Here is an 18,122-nt window from a genome sequence, read left to right as displayed (position 1 = left end):
AACTTAAACCATCTTCTGCAGAATCTGTGATCTGTGTGGCTGAAACACGCTCAATCTTCTGCTTCTTTTTTCTTTTTAATGCGATTGAAATTAAAATCAAAACCGATACTGAGCATGGTTGGTCTCGCTTTTAGGGAGAGAACTTTTGTTTCGTTTCCAATCATGGCTTTGCTTAAAATATAATTTTGTTTTACAAGCGGAGAAGCAAACTCTGCGATTTTAATATTGAATTTGTGAAAGCGTTGAAAGACTTTGAACGGGAAGGATACTCCCAGCGTGACGCCAGCCTGAAGGTTGGTGGAATGATAGTCTTTTTCCAATTCGGAGCTTCCATAATAAAAAGCGGAACTTCTGTTATAGGTATTTACAACGCTTATATCTGAAGACGCAAGTTGGTTAAAGAAAAGTCCGGCTCGTAAATAAGCACGTTTATTGATTTTTAAAAGCATGTCAAGGGTTAAACTCAGAACGTGCTGATTTATTTGTGTCAAAAAATCCTCTTTTATTTTACTGCTATACTGATTGGTCTGCAAGTTAAAGCCTGGATTAAAAGCCAGGTGTTGATTTTTATTTAGGAAGACATAATTAACGCCGGCGAACCTTGTATTGTCGACGCGCCTGTTTAAAGATGGATCGTTAAAAAAATAGGAAACCCCGGCACCCACAACCAGGTTTAAGCCCGAACTCAGCTGAGCTTTTAAATTAAAACTTAGAATTAGAAAAAGAACTACTACTATAAAGCGCATGATGCATTTACAACGCCAAAATTTTGCTAATCGTATGTTACAAATTCAAGAATTGTGTTAGTAAGCAGCTTCAGGTTCGCAGATTCCAGCTGGTGTTTGGTTTTAGGAAGCATGTACATCTGCGCATTTGGAAGCGTTTTGTAAACCTTAAGTGTTTCCTCCAGAGAAACCATCTGGTCCCGGTCTCCCAAACCTAATAATGTGGGTACACTCACACTCTTAATAACTTCATGACTCAAGAAGTCTTTCTCGTTTATTTCACGCATTAATGCAGCTGTTTTTGGAAGGAGGGTGGTCCAGGCTTCTCCATGCTTTGCATCTAAAGATTTTGCAAAGGCGGGCACTTTTTCGGCTATTACTTTTGGATCCAGCATTTTTGTTTCTTTATCTACAGAAGCCTGGCTCCAATCGAATTTTGTTCCAAGGGTTATTATCTTTTCAAAGAGATTTGGGTGTTTTGAAGCGAGATAGAGCGCAACAAATCCACCCATACTGTAGCCAAATACACTTATATTTTTAAGCTCTTTTTCCGAAATAAATGACTCTACTTCTTTTGCAAATTGAGGAATGCTAAAGACCTCTCTAAAGTCACTTTTTCCGTGTCCTGAAAAGTTAAAGATCAAGACCTTTAATCCTTCTTTTTCTAAAGTGATAGCAAGACTTCGCAGATCTTCTGAAGAACCTAGTGCGCCATGAAGCAAGAGTATAGTTTTCATCTAATTGTTAATGATTTTTAATATCCCAATAATACTGGTAAATTTTAGATAATTGAGGCTTCAGATTGGGTCTTTTTGTTATTTTTACCTTTTAATTCTTTTCGTGCAAAAATCTAATAAAAAGTATAGCAAGTGGCTTTGGATCTTCTTAATGGGTCCTTTCGTTTTTATTTTTCTGTTAATAACGCTTGTTGGTCTGGGTGTTTTTGGATCATTGCCAAAAGTGGATGAACTCTTAAATCCTAAAAACAGTTTAGCTACTGTTGTTTACAGTGGCGACATGAAAATAATCGGAAAGTATTATTTGGAAAACCGTGTTAATGTTAATTTTCAGCAGTTAGATAAAGACATTGTAAATGCCCTGGTGGCTACAGAGGACGCGCGTTTCTACGATCACAGTGGCGTAGATGCAAAAGCTCTGGCCAGGTCAGTGTTTTCGGGTGGAGGAAAAGGTGGAGCGAGTACGCTTTCTCAGCAACTTGCAAAAATGATGTTTCCGCGTGAAAAATTAAGTAAGCCGGAGTTGGTTATACGCAAGTTTAAAGAATGGATCATCGCTACGCGTTTAGAAAAACTGTATACGAAAGAGGAAATTTTATCGCTTTACCTGAATAAATTTGATTTCTTAAATCTTGCAGTGGGAATTAAATCTGCCGCGCAAATATATTTTAACCGTGCACAGGATAGTTTAAAGATAGAGCAAGCTGCTATGCTTGTGGGAATGGCGAAAAACCCCGCCTATTACAATCCGGTGAGATTCAACGACAGAACTCTTTTAAGAAGAAATGTTGTAATGAATCAAATGGTAAAGTATGGCTACCTTTCGCAACAAAAATACGACAGCCTTAAAGTTTTACCTTTAGGATTAGCTTTTCGTCCGGAAAATCACAACGATGGATTGGCTACTTATTTCAGAGAATATCTCCGCGATAATTTTTTAGAGAATTGGTGCAAAAAGCATATCAATCCTGAAACGAATAAACCTTACAACATATACAAGGATGGTTTAAAAATTTATACAACGATAGATTCACGTATGCAACAATATGCTGAAGAATCGGTGAATGAACATATGGCAGATCTGCAAAAACTTTTTAGTAAAGAATGTCTTAATAAAAAAAATGCGCCCTTTGCCTGGAATGTTTCCAAACAGGAGATTGACGACATCATGGATGCTTCTATCAAACGTAGCGATCGTTACCGTAAGTCAAAAGAAGATGGATTATCGCATAATGAAATAGTTAAAACTTTCTACAAAAAGGTTCCAATGCGTGTATACAGTCTTAGGGGAGACATTGATACTGTTTTAACACCCTACGATAGTATCCGGTATTATAAGAGTTTTTTACAAACGGGCTTTACTGTTATGGAGCCTCAGACGGGTTATGTAAAGGCCTGGGTGGGTGGTATTAATCATAAACATTTTCAATACGATCACGTTAAAGTGAGTAAACGCCAGGTGGGTTCAACTTTTAAACCTTTTGTGTATGCTCTTGCTATTGGAAACGGTGAGTCGCCATGCACACGGTATCCAAACGTAAAGACTTGTATTACTACCGAAACGGGAGTAGACTGGTGTCCTAACGACGCAGATGGTCCGCACGGGAAATATGTAGGAACGATGGTAACCTTGAAGAAGGCTTTGGCTCAATCTATGAATTATGTGACTGCTGCAGTAATGAAAAAATACGGCCCACACGCAGTAGTAACCCTTGTTAAACGCTTAGGGATCACGGCTGATATTCCGGAAGTTCCTTCTATTTGTTTAGGTACGGCTGACATTAGTGTTTTCGAAATGGTTGCTGCAAATTCAGCTTTTGTGAATAAGGGAACTTATATTCAGCCTACTTTTGTAACGCGTATCGAAGATAAAAACGGGAAAGTTCTGGAGGAATTTATTCCGAATAGCGATGAGGTGTTTAGTGAAGAAAAAGCTTATGCTGTTATTCAGTTAATGCGTGGAGTGGTGGATGGAGGAACAGGCTCAAGACTCAGGTTCAAACATAAACTTTATAATCAAATTGCAGGTAAAACCGGCACTACTCAAAGAAATGCGGATGGATGGTTTATGGGTCTTACTCCCGAGCTTGTTGCAGGTGTGTGGGTTGGTGGTGAAGACAGGAGCATACATTTTAATTCTATGGCAGAAGGACAGGGAGCAAGTATGGCCTTGCCAATATGGGGTAAGTTTTTCAATAAAGTATATAACGATAAGAAATTAAACGTCAGTAAGGGAGATTTTCCCCGACCAAAAAATCTTGATCCGAATCTGGAGATGGATTGTAGCAAATACGATAACGACATGCAGGATGATCCTGGAAGCGACAATCCGTTTGATAATCTTTAATCTGACTATGTTATTCCGGTAATAGATGAGGTCTTTCGCGAGCACATATAAATATTACCTGCTCTTAGCGTTTACCCTTCTGCTTGCGGAGTTTATTGTCAATCCAATAGGCAATTTTCCTCTAAACGACGACTGGACCTACGGTAAATCTGTTTTGATTTTTGATAAAGAAGGGACACTTACCACCGGAGAGTTTGCTGCTATGAGCCTGCTCACACATATTTTGTGGGGCGGTTTGTTCACTAAAGTATTTGGATTTTCTTTTACAATTCTTAGAATCTCTACGCTTCTCTCTTCGTTGATTGGTGTGTTTACTTTAAACAAATTAATCGTATCCATCAGCGGAAACAGAATTACAGGTTTTGTTGCCTGCCTGGTTCTTCTGTTTAATCCTTTGTATTTTAACCTGGGCAACACCTTTATGACGGATGTGAACTTCAACACCTTGCTGGTCGTAAGCTGCTATTTTGGGTACGATTATTTCAAAACAAGAAACAAAATTTCCTTCGTACTCGTTTTTATAATGTCTGCTCTGCTTGTGTTAATTCGCCAATTCGGAATTATTGTGCCCATGTGTTTCACGTTAACTTGTTTTATCATTAAAGATAAGAGGTGGCTAAATGTGGGAATGGCCATTCTTTGTACAGGAGTTGTGTATGGCCTCTTTAAATATTACGAAAGTTATTTGCAAGGCGTTCTTTCTCCCGGCGCAGCCTATAAATTTTCGGGGAATGTAAGCATAACCAGCAGTAAATTCTGGGATATCTTTTTTTATAACTGGGAGTTACGGTATAAAAAAATAGCTCTTCATGTTTTAATTTATACCTTCCCATTCACACTTTTTTTTCTGAATGATATTTTAAAATCGCTAAAACCATTGTTGGTTGTCGTTATAGCTGTTGCAAGTATTTTATTAGTGCACTATGGCTTCAGGAATGAGAATTTTATGATTGGAAATGTTTTTACGAATACTTCACTCGGAGCTGAGACCTTTTACGAAACTCTAACGCCGGCAGTAAAGGATTATCCACAACATACTTTCACTATTTCTTTTGAAGGTGCCCTTGTATTTGTGAAATATCTCTTCGGTACGCTGAGTCTTTTTGTATTAATTGCTTTGGTAATAAGACTTATTTCCGAGACCAGAAACCCTCTGAAAAGAGAACCTGTTTTTTTCTTCTTCTTTAGCTTATTTTTTGCCTATGCATTTTTAATACTCATTACCGAAAGTTATTTTGACCGCTATCATATTCCCCTGATTAGCCTTGCAATAATCCTATTCAGTTTTATCTCCAAACGTTTTGAAGGAAATTATCGTTTGATACTGCTGCCTTTGATGTTATTTGTTTACGTTTCTGTTTTTGGAACAAAAGATTATTTGCAGATTAACGCTTTAAGATGGCAAGCTTATAATACACTGGTTAAAGAAGAAAAAGTTGAGCATACAAAAATTAATGGTGGCTTTGAAGTGAATTGTTGGAATGAAGGCGAGTATAACTGGTGGGCAGACTTTATTACTCTCGAAAATTTCGACTACCTTATTCAATACCGTGAGCAACCTGGTTTTAAAGTTTACAAAACATATGAATTTCAAAGGTATTTCCCATATAAAAAAGACGAAATAAAAGTGCTAATTAAAGAGGTCAAAGAATAAATCAGGTGAAGCTCTACACAGATAAAAAATATTTGCGTTTATTTTTGAATGGACTTTCTATTCTAACCCTGGTAACCCTTGTATTCGCAATTTTCTCGAAGCTTCCTGAGGATCCTTTAAAATTGATCATGTATTTTTGTTCGGATACACTTTATTTACCTTCTATTTACAGAGATCTTTTTATAGACCACTCTGATATTTCTGACTGGCACTTTAATCCAGCTCCCAATTATTTTCCAGACATGGGCGTTTATTTCTTGCTGAATTTTATTTCACAGAATTTTATCATCGCCTCGTTTCTATTCTCCTTTGCACAATGTTTGTTTTTGAGTTTTATACTTGTTAAACTTTTCAGACTTATTTTTCCATTAGCTTCGCCGTTTTATACGCTATTTATCTACACATTCCTTTGTCTTTTTTTGCTGGAATTCTTTTTCTTCAGCAAAAATTTTATCAATGTGTTTTTTCTACTGGTAAACGCTTATCATACCGGCGCCTTTCTAATGACATTGCTTTGTGCTTTTTTTACTTTCAAATATATAAATGGAAAAAATGGTTTATGGTTGCTGTTACTATTAGTTACCGGATTTTTATCCGTTATCTCAGACCGCTTATTCCTGGTGTTTTTTTCGGCGCCGATGATTGCTTCCTGTTTGTTGCTTATTAAGCGACTTAATTGGAAACCGACAACTTTGCTCACAGTAGCTATAATAACTTTTTCGTGGCTCGGATTAAAAGTCTTTAAACAAATCGATTCTTTTCCTTACCCCATGTTAGATGAAACGAAGCCGGCTGATTTTAGTATCATTAGCATGCAGGCAGAGATCTATTTTGATCAAATCTCTACTTACCTGTTACGCTTCGGTTTTATGGCCTTAACCATGTATTTGTTTATAGTTTCTCTTTTTTTAATGGCTTACGTTTTTTTAAAATCTATACGGCATGAAAATGATAAACTTATTTCTTTCTATAGCCTGTTTAGCCTGATATTTAGCGTCTGTGTCATATTAACCCCCTTGGTTTCTGGCAGGTACACGGGTGGAGATTGTTTGCGCTATAATGTTTATCCGTTTTATCTTGGCATTTTAAATTTAGCTGTCTTTATCATGTTTTTGAGTCGCGGCAAACAAGCTAATAAAGTTTTGTCCTTCTCATTGGTTGGTTTAAATCTTATTTTTTTTATGCTGGCACTGACTCAAATTAGTCCAAAAGGCATCAACGAATTTTTTAATTATTATCCTAAAAAGGCTCAACAAATGGATGCTCTGGCTGAGAAAGAGCATTTGCATCAAGGTGTAGCCAACTATTGGGACGCGAAAGTAATGACCATGTTTTCAAAAAAAGGTGTTATTGTTCGGGCGGTATTTGACAATATTTCCGTTCATAAGCATGTTGCCAATGAAAACTGGTATTTTGAAAACAGATTTAATTTTGTAGTGATAAGCGGTTTTAACGACACAAGTCAATACAGGAGTCAAGTAAGGGATGTTCAAATGGTTATAGACCAACCCAATTTTAAAGTTGTGAAAACAAATGATTTTACCTACTTAAAATTTAAAGGTGGTGAGGTTGTGAATGTAAATGAGTAGGGAAATGACGTCAGATTCTAAAAAAGATAAATCGTGGAATTGCATGGCTGATTATTGGGTTTCAAAAAAGGTTACGCTTTTTTCAAGAACTGGCGTGCGGGTCCATGCGGTATTTGATGATCTTAATTTATATCCACATGTTGCAAATGCCAATTGGTTTTACAATAATAAGTTTAATTTTATAGTTTTAAATAGAATGGGTGATACCACTATATTTAAGGACAAAATATAAGGGCTTGACTATTTGAGTTACACAAAAGAATTAAAATTAGTCAGGACACAAACAACCTTCACTTATAACAAAAAGAGTGGGGGAAAATTTGAAATAATTAAAGATTAAATCAGATATGATAAACAGAGTAGTAAAAAATGCGGAAGAAGCATTAAAAGACATTAAAGACGGAATGACTTTGTTAGTAGGGGGCTTCGGCTTATGTGGCATTCCTGAAAACTGTATTGCGCAATTGGTGAAAATGGGTACAAAAAACCTAACCTGCATTAGTAACAATGCCGGTGTAGATGATTTTGGATTAGGGTTATTATTACAGACCAAACAAATCAAAAAAATGATCTCCAGTTATGTGGGAGAAAATGATGAGTTTGAGCGCCAGATGTTAAGCGGTGAGCTGGAAGTAGAGCTTGTGCCACAAGGTACCCTTGCAACGCGTTGCATGGCTGCAGGATATGGAATGCCTGTGATTTACACTCCTGCTGGGGTAGGAACAGAGGTAGCCATTGGTAAGGAAACAAGAAGATTTACTTACAATGGGGAGGAAAAAGAATATTTGATGGAAAAGGCTTTTGAATCGGATTTCGCATTGGTGAAAGCCTGGAAAGGTGATACGGCCGGTAATCTTATTTTCAGAAGCACAGCCCGTAATTTTAATCCCATGATGGCAATGGCTGGGAAAATAACCATTGCTGAAGTGGAGGAGCTAGTTCCTGCAGGTGAACTGGATCCGGATCATATTCATACTCCGGGAATTTATGTGCACCGTATTTTTAAAGGAGAGAAGTATGAGAAGCGTATTGAGCAAAGAACCGTTAAAAAGAGAGCCTAATCAGTGCGTAATAAGTTAATTCGTAATTCACCTTTTATTAATGACAAAAATAGTGCAAGGCTTTAACCAGGTTTTTAAAAAGAACATTGTACTTCTGCTTTTTGTAGTTTGTCTTTTCTTTCTGAATTTTTACAGTAAGACTTTATTTTACCGTCCGGGTTCCATTCACCAATGGCGTCAGACGGATTGCCTCTCAATAGCGAAAAATTATTACGAGGAAGGCATGCATTTTTTCTCTCCCAAAATCCATTATCAGGGTCCGGTTGACGGAAAGGCCGTAAGCGAATTTCCTATTTTAAACTATACTGCTGCTGGACTCTGGAAAATTTTCGGTGAGCACGAATTCATTTATCGCTTACTGGAATATTTTATTTTTCTTGCGGCAATATTTTTACTTTTTAATACCATGTTAAGGTTCTACAGGTCTGAACTGCTGGCTTTTTTCACAGCAGGCTTCTTCCTTACCTCGCCGTTGCTTACGTATTATAGTTTGAATTTTATTGCGGATGTTCCCGCTTTGTCGATAGGGATAATTTGTTATTGTTTGTTCTTTCGCTTTTACACTACCAAAGAGTTAAAGTTTTTTTACCTTGCCCTGATATTCGGAACGCTTGCAGTGCTTATGAAAGCCAGTGCGCTTATTGGTATTTCTGTTCTCTTGTTTTTTTCACTGATAGATATTTTTCGGCTTAATAAAATTTTCGGGTCAGAACGGCTGTTTGAAAAGCGGACTGTCCCGCTTATCAGTATAATTCTCGCCGTTACAAGCGTTTTCGCGTGGTACAGATTTGCTTTGGCTTACAACGACAACAATAGCAACAATATTTTTTTACTCACCGTTTTGCCTTTCTGGGAAATGGAAGAGGATCAGTTGATATACAACCTCAAAATTCTTTTCAATAATTTATTCCCCATCTTTCTCAACAAGCCCATGTTCTTTTTATTTATGACGCTTGTTATTTATGTTATCGCAAAGTTTAAAAGGTTAAACAGTTTACTAAAAGCCTCCTTTATTTTTTCAGGTCTCTTTTTTATATTCTATCTTCTTTTCTTCTTCCAGGTGTTTAGTGTGCACGACTATTATCTCAATAATCTGATGATTTTTCCGGTAATAACCTTTTTATGTTTCGCGGACATTGTTTCTCAGACAGAATTTTTAGAAATTAATAAGGCTTTTATACGCCTTTTTGTTATTTCGGTTTTAGCTTTTAATTCACTGCATGCTGCAGCAATTTACAGAATGCGCACTGTAGAGGACGATAAGCTTACCTATTGGTTTCCATTTATTTCGGAAGATGAAGGAAAACTCGCGAAATATTTATTCTGGATTTATGGAAATGACATTAAAAAATTGGAAGAATTAACCCCGGCTCTCCGATCTCATGGAATAAAACGAGAAGATTTTGTGCTTAGTATTCCTGATCAGAGTTTTGATATTTCTCTTTATTTTATGGATCAGAAAGGATTTACGATTTCGCGGGATCATTTGATGAATGATTCTACAGTAGCAGATCGTTTCCTTAAAAAAAATATCAAATATTTGGTAATAAGTGACACAACATTAAAGCGACAAATTGCGTTTAAACGAATTGCCGGCCACTTTGAATCCCTTTTTACCGAAAATGGCGTGGAAGTATTCAAGATAAAACCGTAGGAATGATATGCTGTTTAATTCGCTCCATTTTCTTTTTTTCTTACCTGTAGTTGTTCTGCTCTATTATTTACTTGCGCCTCGTTTCCGTTGGATTCTTATCTTTTTTGCCAGTTGTTATTTTTACATGGCATTTATACCAAAATATATTTTAATTCTTTTTTTAGTTATTATTATCGATTATTTTTCAGCTCTCAAAATCGAACGTTCAGAAGGCAAGAGTCGCCGGTATTGGCTCGTAGCAAGCCTTCTTTCAAACATTGTGCTCCTTTGCTTTTTCAAATATTTTGGTTTTTTGAATGAAAATCTTGTTTCTGTTTTTTCTTTGTTTGGAAAAGAGTTTCATCCCATAAATCTGAATATTATTTTGCCAATCGGACTTTCGTTTCACACTTTTCAGTCCATGAGCTACACTATTGAAGTGTATAAGGGCAGGCAAAAAGCGGAAAGACATATTGGCTATTTTGCAAATTACGTCTTATTTTTTCCTCAAATGGTTGCCGGTCCCATCGAACGCTACGAGACACTTGGTAATGAATTGCGCGCCGAACATAAACCACTGTACCAAAATTTTTCTGACGGATTTAAATTGATCCTTTTCGGTCTCTTTGTAAAAATGGCAATAGCGGATAATATTGCTCCGGTGGTTAATCAGGTTTATCAGGATCCTCTCCGTTACAATTCTTTAGAAGTTCTTGCCGCTATCTTTTTGTTTTCCTTCCAGATATATGCCGATTTTTATGGTTACTCTACAATCGCCGTTGGTTGCGCCAGGCTTCTGGGCATCTCTATTATGGACAATTTTAAAACACCTTACCTTTCCAAAAGTGTTTCAGAGTTTTGGTCACGCTGGCACATTTCTTTAAGTACCTGGTTCAGAGATTATCTCTACATCCCTTTAGGTGGTAATAGAGTGGCTTTACCTCGCTGGACTTTTAATATTTTGGTAGTATTTATGGTGAGCGGGCTTTGGCATGGTGCCAGTTGGACCTTTGTAGTTTGGGGCGCTCTACATGGAGTAATGCTTTTGTTAGAACGTTATTTCTCTACGATTTTTAAATTTAAAATTAAGGAGGAGTGGAGTATTTTGAATTTTTTTCTAACAGTAAAAACATTTTTGGTAACGTCTTTTATCTGGATATTTTTCAGGGCGGAAAATTTTGCTAAGGCAAAAGACATTATCAAAGCTGTTATAAAAAATAACGCGGTCGCTTTTTCAGATCTTCCGCTAATACTTCCCGCATGTTTCGCGATTTTATTAGTGCTTACAGATATTTTTATCTACAATTCGCGATTTGACAGGAAATTGAATAGTTTTCATACGCCATACAGGTGGGCCGTATACGCGGTTTTGGTATTTTGTTTATTTGCCTTAGCGGGAACTCAGAAATTCGCGTTTATCTATTTCCAATTTTGATGATTAAGAAAATTTTTATAAAGCTAATTTTCATGCTGTTAATTCTTACAGGATTGAATGTTATCTATACTGAGTTTTTTTACAAAAAGGATCTGGAAGAAAAGTCAAAAGAAATGCTGCAAATAAGGGAGCTACAAGAGGATTCGGACATTTATTATTTCGGGGAATCTTCTAATGTAACCTACAAACCAGGCGATTCCATACAAACCAGTATTTCAGAAATCACAAATTTGTTTTTTCCTAAGATAAAAATTACGGCCATCACGAAATATGCCACCCATGGAGGAATTTATAAATACTGGATGAAAGAGATAGATCTCAAAAAGAAACATCCCTCCGCGCTCATCATTACTCTTAATTTACGGTCGTTCGACGCAGCGTGGATTCATTCTAAGCTAGAAACGCAATTACAGGAATCGGTTGTACTAACAAGACCATATCCAAATCTTGTGAACCGGTTTTTGCTTTCCCTTCAGGCTTTTGATAATAAAACCGAACAACAGCGTGAACAGGATATGTTGAATGACTGGAAAACTCAGACCCTGGTTTTCCCTGAGCCTTTTAAATATAAAACCGTTGCTGAATGGGACAATGGTATGGCCCAGGGAGGATATTTAAAACCGGATGGATCGTGGGATACTGATAAAATTGCACTTGCTTGTCATTACATAAAAGGTTATGCTTTTAACCTGGATGACCGAAACCCCCGGATTAAAGATTTTGATGAAATTGCCAGCTGGTGCGCCACTCACAAAGTAAGTCTGTATTTGAATTTAATGGCAGAAAATACTCAGTATGCAGATAGTCTTGTTGGAAAGGAATTAGTATTTTTAATGAGGCAAAACAGAGATTTTTTGATGAAACGTTACAACAAACAAAATTGTAAGGTGGTTGACAATCTTGAGTTAGTGAATGGCAAAGAATTTATAGATCAAAACTGGACGACAGAGCATTACGACTATAAAGGAAGAATGCGAATCGCAAAAAATCTTGCTGAAAGTTTAAAGAACCAATATAAAAACGAATATAAATTAGCTTATTAATATGTTAGATAAAAACGGAATTGCAAAACGTATAGCACAGGAAGTAAAAGATGGAACATTTGTAAATCTTGGAATTGGCATTCCGACTTTGGTTGCCAACTTTATTCCGGAGGGATTTAACGTGGTATTGCAATCAGAAAACGGAATTCTGGGAATGGGTCCTTTTCCTTTCGAAGGCGAAGAAGATGCTGATCTTATCAATGCGGGAAAACAAACTATTACCTTACTTAAAGGTTCGAGCATTTTCGATAGCGCTATGAGTTTTGGAATGATCAGAGCTCAGAAAGTAGATTTAACTATTTTAGGAGCCATGGAAGTAAGTGAGACCGGAGATATAGCCAATTGGAAGATTCCGGGTAAAATGGTGAAAGGTATGGGCGGGGCAATGGATCTTGTTGCGAGCGCAAAAAATATTATCGTTGCTATGCAACAGGTTAATAAAGCAGGTCAATCGAAATTATTGGCAAAATGTGACCTTCCTTTAACAGGTGTGGCTTGCGTAAAAAGAGTTGTTACCGAATTAGGTGTTTACGAAATAGTTCCTCAGGGTGGTTTCAAACTTCTTGAGCGTGCGCCGGGCATTAGCGTTGAACAAATCAAAAATGCTACTGCAGGCAAACTTATAATCGAAGGTGACATTAAAGAGATGGTTCTTTAATTTTTTATTTTTTCTTAAGCCTGTTAAATGCCCGTTACGGTTGATATTGTTTTACCCTGTTACAATCCAAACGCTACCTGGTACCAGGAGCTTCTTGACTTTAAAGAGTTCATTCAAGACCGTTACAAAATTCACTACATTGTGGTAAATGATGGTTCTTCGAACCCAACAGTTCAGGATCAGATAACTATACTGAAAAATAATACTGTGTCAGTAAGTTATATTTCTTATGCAAAAAATAAGGGTAAGGGCTATGCGCTTAGAGAGGGGGTTAAAGTATCTGAAGCCGATTACATTGTTTATACCGATATTGATTTTCCATTTACAAATAACAGTACGGCCGCAGTAATTGAAGTATTGGTTAAAAGTAGTGCCGATGTAGTGGCTGGTTACCGCGATCAACTTTACTACCAGAAAAAAATGTCTGGTTTCCGGAAAATATTATCTAAGGCATTTCGTTTTTTTATGCGCGCTGTTCTCAAAATGAAAGTAAGCGATACCCAGTGCGGCTTGAAAGGATTCAATAAAAGTGGTAAGAAAAAATTTCTTGAGACAAAAATCAACCGGTATTTATTTGATTTCGAATTTATTTTTCTTTCCGGAAAAGATACAGCCATACAAATAGAAGCTGTTCCGGTTCAGCTAAAAGACAATGTCATTTTTAGTAAGATGAAACTTAAAATATTGATCCAGGAATCTTTCAATTTACTTTCAGTCTTACTTTTCCGAAAACTCTAATCAGGAAAATTATTAAAGAGTGAATCATTCTTCTGCGTGCTTATAACGCTTGTAAACTCCGGCCGAATCATAAAATGCGAGATTTTATATTCCTTATCACTAAGGCCTTTGAGGAGAAATTCGTAGCGACTGCCTTTTTCCAGTTGTATTTTGTATTCCATAACAGCAAAGCCATTATAAAAACCACTCAGAATGCTGATCCTTTGAAAATACTTCCAGGCCGACTCTTTGTGATTCGTTTGAGTAACAATAAGCGTAAGATCCATCGACGTGTAAATCTTCTCTGTATAATGGTAATGAAAACTCAAAATGTAATTTCCAGTTTTAAATTTATTCGAGTCTAACGTATAAATGTTTTCATAGTCCTGCATTCTGGATGTTACAAAAGGTTTTCGGTGGTCGTAGGGTATAAAAACAATCCCCGTTGAGTCTGCCTCTATTTTCTTATTTACAAAAACCCGCCTGGAATCCAGTTTTCTATGGGCGAGCTGACTTTGCGTAGTTTCGCCGAATTCAAGCGAATCATTCTTGTAAAACATGTTCACTGAAGTCAGAAGTCGGTCCTCGTCACATAATAATGGATCTTTTGTTTTTATAACTAAAATGGGATTAGAGTTTAAACGTTCAATGCCAACATTTTTCTTTTTATAAGAATTAAGCAATTCAATATATTCCTCGGTTTCTGAAATAGAGGTTCGCGACATTGCCCCTCCAATTATAGGAATTCCGGTGTGATATGAATACAGCATAGAAGGAATCATCGAGAGATCAGCTCCAATGCGATCGTACATCTCACTTCCAAGTGCAAACATGGGTAGCGGTAGAATAGCCTGCGTCTGCGAATCATGCAAATGCTTTATGATTTTTTTCTCTTCTGCATTAAGAAACTTTTCGCTCAGAAGATTCCGGAACTTCCAAAAATTAGCGTCGTCTTTTTTAAAATAAGAATTTGCTTCCCACAAGTTCGAACAAAAGAACAAGAATGCCAGTATCTGAAAAATAGTTTTTTTGTTCGCAGTAAAGGAGAATGTTTTGAAGAGGTGATAGAGTGAGGGAATTATAAAAATCGGAAAAGTGTAATAAAAAAACCATGCGAATCTGCAGGTTGCCCTGAATTGATTGAGAGAAGGACTGTTTACGTGAAAAAATTCGAGTAAGCTAAGATGCAGTCCAAAAGAAATAAACAATAAAGCGCAAGCAGAGACCGTAATGGCCACAATTTCTTTTTTGAAATAAAGTCTTTTATAAAAAGGAAGTACCAGAATAAAAACTAAAGTAAGTACTATCATAAAGGCGCCGATATAAGAATGCCCTTCAAGATGATTTGTTTTATGACTGAAAATGCTTTCGAGAATACTTCTGAAGGGCCCAAAATCGGGAGCCAGCAGACTATCGGTATTTTCTATCAGAGTTTTATTTCCGTGTGGTTCAACCGTTCTGTTCGGGTGCTGGTCGCTTAACTTCATAAACAGTTTGAAAAACAAAAGAGGTAAAACTCCAGCTACTCCCGATTTAAACATATTTTTTAAAAAAGATTTCTTTTCGAATTTAATTAAGGAGTAGCTGAACAGAGCAAAAAACGTAAAGATGGAAGTGCTGAAGCCCATGTAAGGATGAAGCAGAAATAGTAAGCTGTTATAAAAAAACAATTTCAACAGATTTTTAGTACTCGAATGTTCTGTATACTTTAGAAGTAAAAGAATAGCAAAAGGAATTACGCATCCGTATGCCAGGGCGTGATGTCCCCCGGCTATCTTGGCAAACTGCGGAGATAGCAGGGTAATAGCCAGTGAGATAAAAAAGGAAGAGAGTTTGTCGAGTCCAAGACGTAAAAAAATGCGGTTCAGTATAAGTGGTGTAATGATATAGGACAAGAAAAGCAAGCTGTGTAAAATTCCAATAAGATAATCATGTGTAAAAGGCAAAGCTTTAAGGATGAATGTTAGTAAAGGTTGACAGTCTGTGAAAACAACATGTTCGCCAAAAGGGAAGTTCATTCCCGAAAAGTGTAGAAGTCCCGGATCGTTCTTTATATGATAAGCGAAAGTAAAATAGTTTTTGAGTGCGTCGCCTGTAATTCCGGCCATAATAGAATTAATATGGGAGAATACATGAGAAAAATAAACGAGGTAAATTGAAAAACTACAGATGAAAAGAAGCAGGTCTAATCTCCACGCTTTATCAAGAAAAGGTAACAAGGGGCTATTTTTTTCTGACATATCTAAAAAGTGTTTCGACAGTTTAACGTGAAGTAAAATTAGTTAAGGTTGAATCACTCTGGAAAATTGTTGTAACTGGTTCCAAATCGCTTCTCCTCAAACTTAACATCGGTTTCTTCAGGATGTAGCAAAAAATCCGAAATCCTGTAAGTGCGATCGTCAAGACCCTTAAGCATAAACGTGTACGAGCTTTCTTTTTCAACAACAATTTCATATTCAAACACTCCAAACCCTTGGTAGAATCCACTTAACACTCTTACCGGAACATTGTAAGTCCATTCCGAATTCTTTCCTTTTTTTTGCTCAATGATAAGATTAACAGAAAGCGATCGGTAGTTATCAGGCAGATAATAAAAATGAAAACTCACCAGGTAGTTGCCAGGTGGAAGTCGATTCGGGTGAAGATCATAAATCTTTTCGTAATCCATCATATTCGCATTTTGAAAAGGTTTTCTGTTTTCAGAACTTATGTAAATGCAACTACTGCTATCGTTTGTTACGGAGGAACTATTCTTTAAAAGGAATAAGGGAGGACTGAACTTTTTTGTAAGTAAAATCTTCTTAGAAACATATCCAAGGCTTAAAGAATCATTTCCGGCAAAGGGGCGAAAATACTTAGCTAAACGTTTTTCGTCCGGCAGCAAAGCGTCTTTTGTTTTGATGATAAAAAAATCTTTGTCGTTTAGTAATTTGTCGATGGCTTTGTCTTTTTTATAAGAATTTAGAATGCCAATTATATTCTCTGTTTCCGTAACTGAAGTACGCGACATCAAGCCACTTATTATTGGAGTGTTAGCATGGTAAGAATAAATCATCGAGGGAAGCATGGAATTGTTAGATCCAAGGCGTTCATACATTTCGCTCCCGCCATGAAATAGTGGCAGAGGCATAATGGCTTGCGGGCCTTTACTTCTAATGTCTGAAAGAATTTTTATTTCTTCGGGATTTAATTGCGACTCACGAAAAAAATTCCTGTATTTCCAGTACACCGATTCATTGTGGGTAAAAAAAGAATTAGCTTCCAGTAAATTGAAACAAAAAAACAAAAGTGAGATTCTGAATGTGAGCTTGTTGAAAGTCATTTCAGATAAAAGTGTTTTAAAAGTGGAGTAGAAAGTCGAGATCAAAAAAATAGGCAAAACATAGTAAAAGATCCATGCAAACCGGCAAACAGCCCTAAATTGATTCATCGCCGAACTTTGAAGGTGTAGCTGATTTAAAATTTTTAAATGGACACCAAAGGAAATAAGCAGAAAAACAAATCCCGCAAAAAGCAAGACTACCGTTTCTTTTTTTATTTGAATTTTCCGGAAGTGAAAAGGTAAGATTAAAATTAGGCATAGTAGCAATAGCAAAGTAAAGAAGCCTAGATAAGTGTGCCCTTCGAAATGTCCTGGTCGGTTGGACAGGAAAAGTTCCATGAGTTTCTGAAAGGGACCAAACTCGGGAGAGAGAATGGAATCGGGGTTTTCAACCATAACTTCGGCACCGTAGGGCTCATTGGTCCTGTTCGCATGCTGATCAGTAAGTGTCATGAAAAGTTTAAATAAAAGAAGCGGCAAAAAGCCAGCACAAAATATTTTAAGAGTTCTTAAGAAGAAGAGTTGTTTTTTGAAATGGAGTAACTCAAACGAGAAAAGTGAAATAAGCGAGAACAGTGAGAGGCAGAATCCAAGGTAAGGATGTAAAAGAAAGAGTAAACTATTAAATACGAAGAGCAACAAATAATGCTTAGTGCTTTTCTCTTTCAGAAGTTGAAGTGTGAAAAGCAGGGAGAGTGGGATCAGGCAACCGTAGGCTAAAGCAAAGTGTCCCGCGTTTATTTTCAGGAACTGCGGCGCCAGGAGTGCAATGGCAAGTGAACAAAAAAAAGACACTCCTTTGCCCACATCTAACAACCTGAAGAGTTTATTTAGAATAAGGGGGGATATAATAAAGGAAAAAAAGAGAAGGCTGTGCATAATGCCAATCAGATAGTCGTGCGTGAAAGGCAAAGCACGCAAAATGAATGTGAGAATTGGTTGGCAATCTGTGTATATAACATGTTCTCCATAAGGATAATTCATGCCTGTGAAATGAAGCAGATCAGGGTCATTTTTTACATGATAGACATAAGTATAGTAATTCTTCAGTGAGTCGGATGTAATACTTGAAAGCGTGGAATTGATATTAAAAAAGATAGAATGAAAGTAAAGAAAGTAGATTAAGAAACTGCACAAAAACAGGAGGAGATTAATCCTGGTGCTTTTCTCAAAGAATTCTTTTATTTTTTCCATTTCTCTT

At 36.8% G+C, this 18,122-nt stretch carries 14 protein-coding genes; 10 read left to right on the top strand and 4 right to left on the bottom strand.

Annotated features, from left to right (window positions below; genetic code table 11):
- Nucleotides 1–50: 50 nt before the first annotated feature.
- A complete protein-coding gene (locus CNR22_07520; protein PBQ31622.1) occupies nucleotides 51–746 on the bottom strand; it encodes a hypothetical protein in 696 nt (231 codons plus the stop codon).
- A gap of 26 nt (nucleotides 747–772) precedes the next feature.
- Nucleotides 773–1,462, bottom strand: a complete 690-nt coding sequence (locus CNR22_07515; GenBank protein ID PBQ31621.1) for an alpha/beta hydrolase — start codon at nucleotides 1,460–1,462, stop codon at nucleotides 773–775.
- Between the two features lie 151 nt (nucleotides 1,463–1,613).
- Between CNR22_07515 and CNR22_07510 the strand changes: the two genes are divergently transcribed.
- From CNR22_07510 to CNR22_07465, 10 genes are all read left to right on the top strand, one after another.
- Entirely contained in the window at nucleotides 1,614–3,809 is a 2,196-nt protein-coding gene (locus CNR22_07510) for a penicillin-binding protein (protein PBQ31620.1), read from the top strand.
- Nucleotides 3,810–3,834: 25 nt separating this feature from the next.
- Nucleotides 3,835–5,463 (top strand): hypothetical protein, encoded by a 1,629-nt coding sequence (locus CNR22_07505; protein PBQ31619.1) that lies wholly within the window; start codon nucleotides 3,835–3,837, stop codon nucleotides 5,461–5,463.
- Nucleotides 5,464–5,468: 5 nt separating this feature from the next.
- Nucleotides 5,469–7,052: a hypothetical protein gene (locus CNR22_07500; GenBank protein ID PBQ31618.1), complete on the top strand. Its 1,584-nt coding sequence runs from the start codon at nucleotides 5,469–5,471 to the stop codon at nucleotides 7,050–7,052.
- Nucleotides 7,045–7,284: a hypothetical protein gene (locus CNR22_07495; protein PBQ31617.1), complete on the top strand. Its 240-nt coding sequence runs from the start codon at nucleotides 7,045–7,047 to the stop codon at nucleotides 7,282–7,284. Before CNR22_07500 ends, CNR22_07495 begins: the two co-directional genes overlap by 8 nt.
- A gap of 115 nt (nucleotides 7,285–7,399) precedes the next feature.
- Nucleotides 7,400–8,113 carry a succinyl-CoA--3-ketoacid-CoA transferase gene (locus CNR22_07490; GenBank protein ID PBQ31616.1) on the top strand — a complete coding sequence of 238 codons (714 nt, stop codon included), beginning with the start codon at nucleotides 7,400–7,402 and terminating at the stop codon, nucleotides 8,111–8,113.
- Nucleotides 8,114–8,153: 40 nt separating this feature from the next.
- The gene (locus tag CNR22_07485) at nucleotides 8,154–9,767 is read left to right on the top strand and encodes a hypothetical protein (protein PBQ31615.1); all 1,614 of its coding nucleotides are present in this window, start codon (nucleotides 8,154–8,156) and stop codon (nucleotides 9,765–9,767) included.
- Nucleotides 9,768–9,774: 7 nt separating this feature from the next.
- Nucleotides 9,775–11,181, top strand: a complete 1,407-nt coding sequence (locus tag CNR22_07480) for a membrane-bound O-acyltransferase family protein (GenBank protein ID PBQ31614.1) — start codon at nucleotides 9,775–9,777, stop codon at nucleotides 11,179–11,181.
- Entirely contained in the window at nucleotides 11,181–12,224 is a 1,044-nt protein-coding gene (locus CNR22_07475; protein ID PBQ31613.1) for a hypothetical protein, read from the top strand. The genes CNR22_07480 and CNR22_07475 overlap by 1 nt, the downstream gene beginning before the upstream one ends.
- Before the next feature lies 1 nt (nucleotide 12,225).
- Nucleotides 12,226–12,882: a succinyl-CoA--3-ketoacid-CoA transferase gene (locus CNR22_07470; protein ID PBQ31612.1), complete on the top strand. Its 657-nt coding sequence runs from the start codon at nucleotides 12,226–12,228 to the stop codon at nucleotides 12,880–12,882.
- A 27-nt stretch (nucleotides 12,883–12,909) separates the two neighbouring features.
- Nucleotides 12,910–13,620: a glycosyl transferase gene (locus CNR22_07465; protein PBQ31611.1), complete on the top strand. Its 711-nt coding sequence runs from the start codon at nucleotides 12,910–12,912 to the stop codon at nucleotides 13,618–13,620.
- On the opposite strand, the gene CNR22_07460 is transcribed toward CNR22_07465, so the two are convergent.
- Nucleotides 13,617–15,839: a hypothetical protein gene (locus CNR22_07460; protein PBQ31610.1), complete on the bottom strand. Its 2,223-nt coding sequence runs from the start codon at nucleotides 15,837–15,839 to the stop codon at nucleotides 13,617–13,619. The genes CNR22_07465 and CNR22_07460 overlap by 4 nt on opposite strands.
- 53 nt (nucleotides 15,840–15,892) lie before the next feature.
- Entirely contained in the window at nucleotides 15,893–18,115 is a 2,223-nt protein-coding gene (locus CNR22_07455) for a hypothetical protein (protein ID PBQ31609.1), read from the bottom strand.
- Nucleotides 18,116–18,122: the final 7 nt, after the last annotated feature.

The organism is Sphingobacteriaceae bacterium (assembly GCA_002319075.1).
Taxonomy (GTDB): Bacteria; Bacteroidota; Bacteroidia; order B-17B0; family Aurantibacillaceae; genus Aurantibacillus.
The sequence above is the reverse complement of the archived record's forward strand: the minus strand, read 5'-3'. Positions and strand labels throughout refer to the sequence as shown.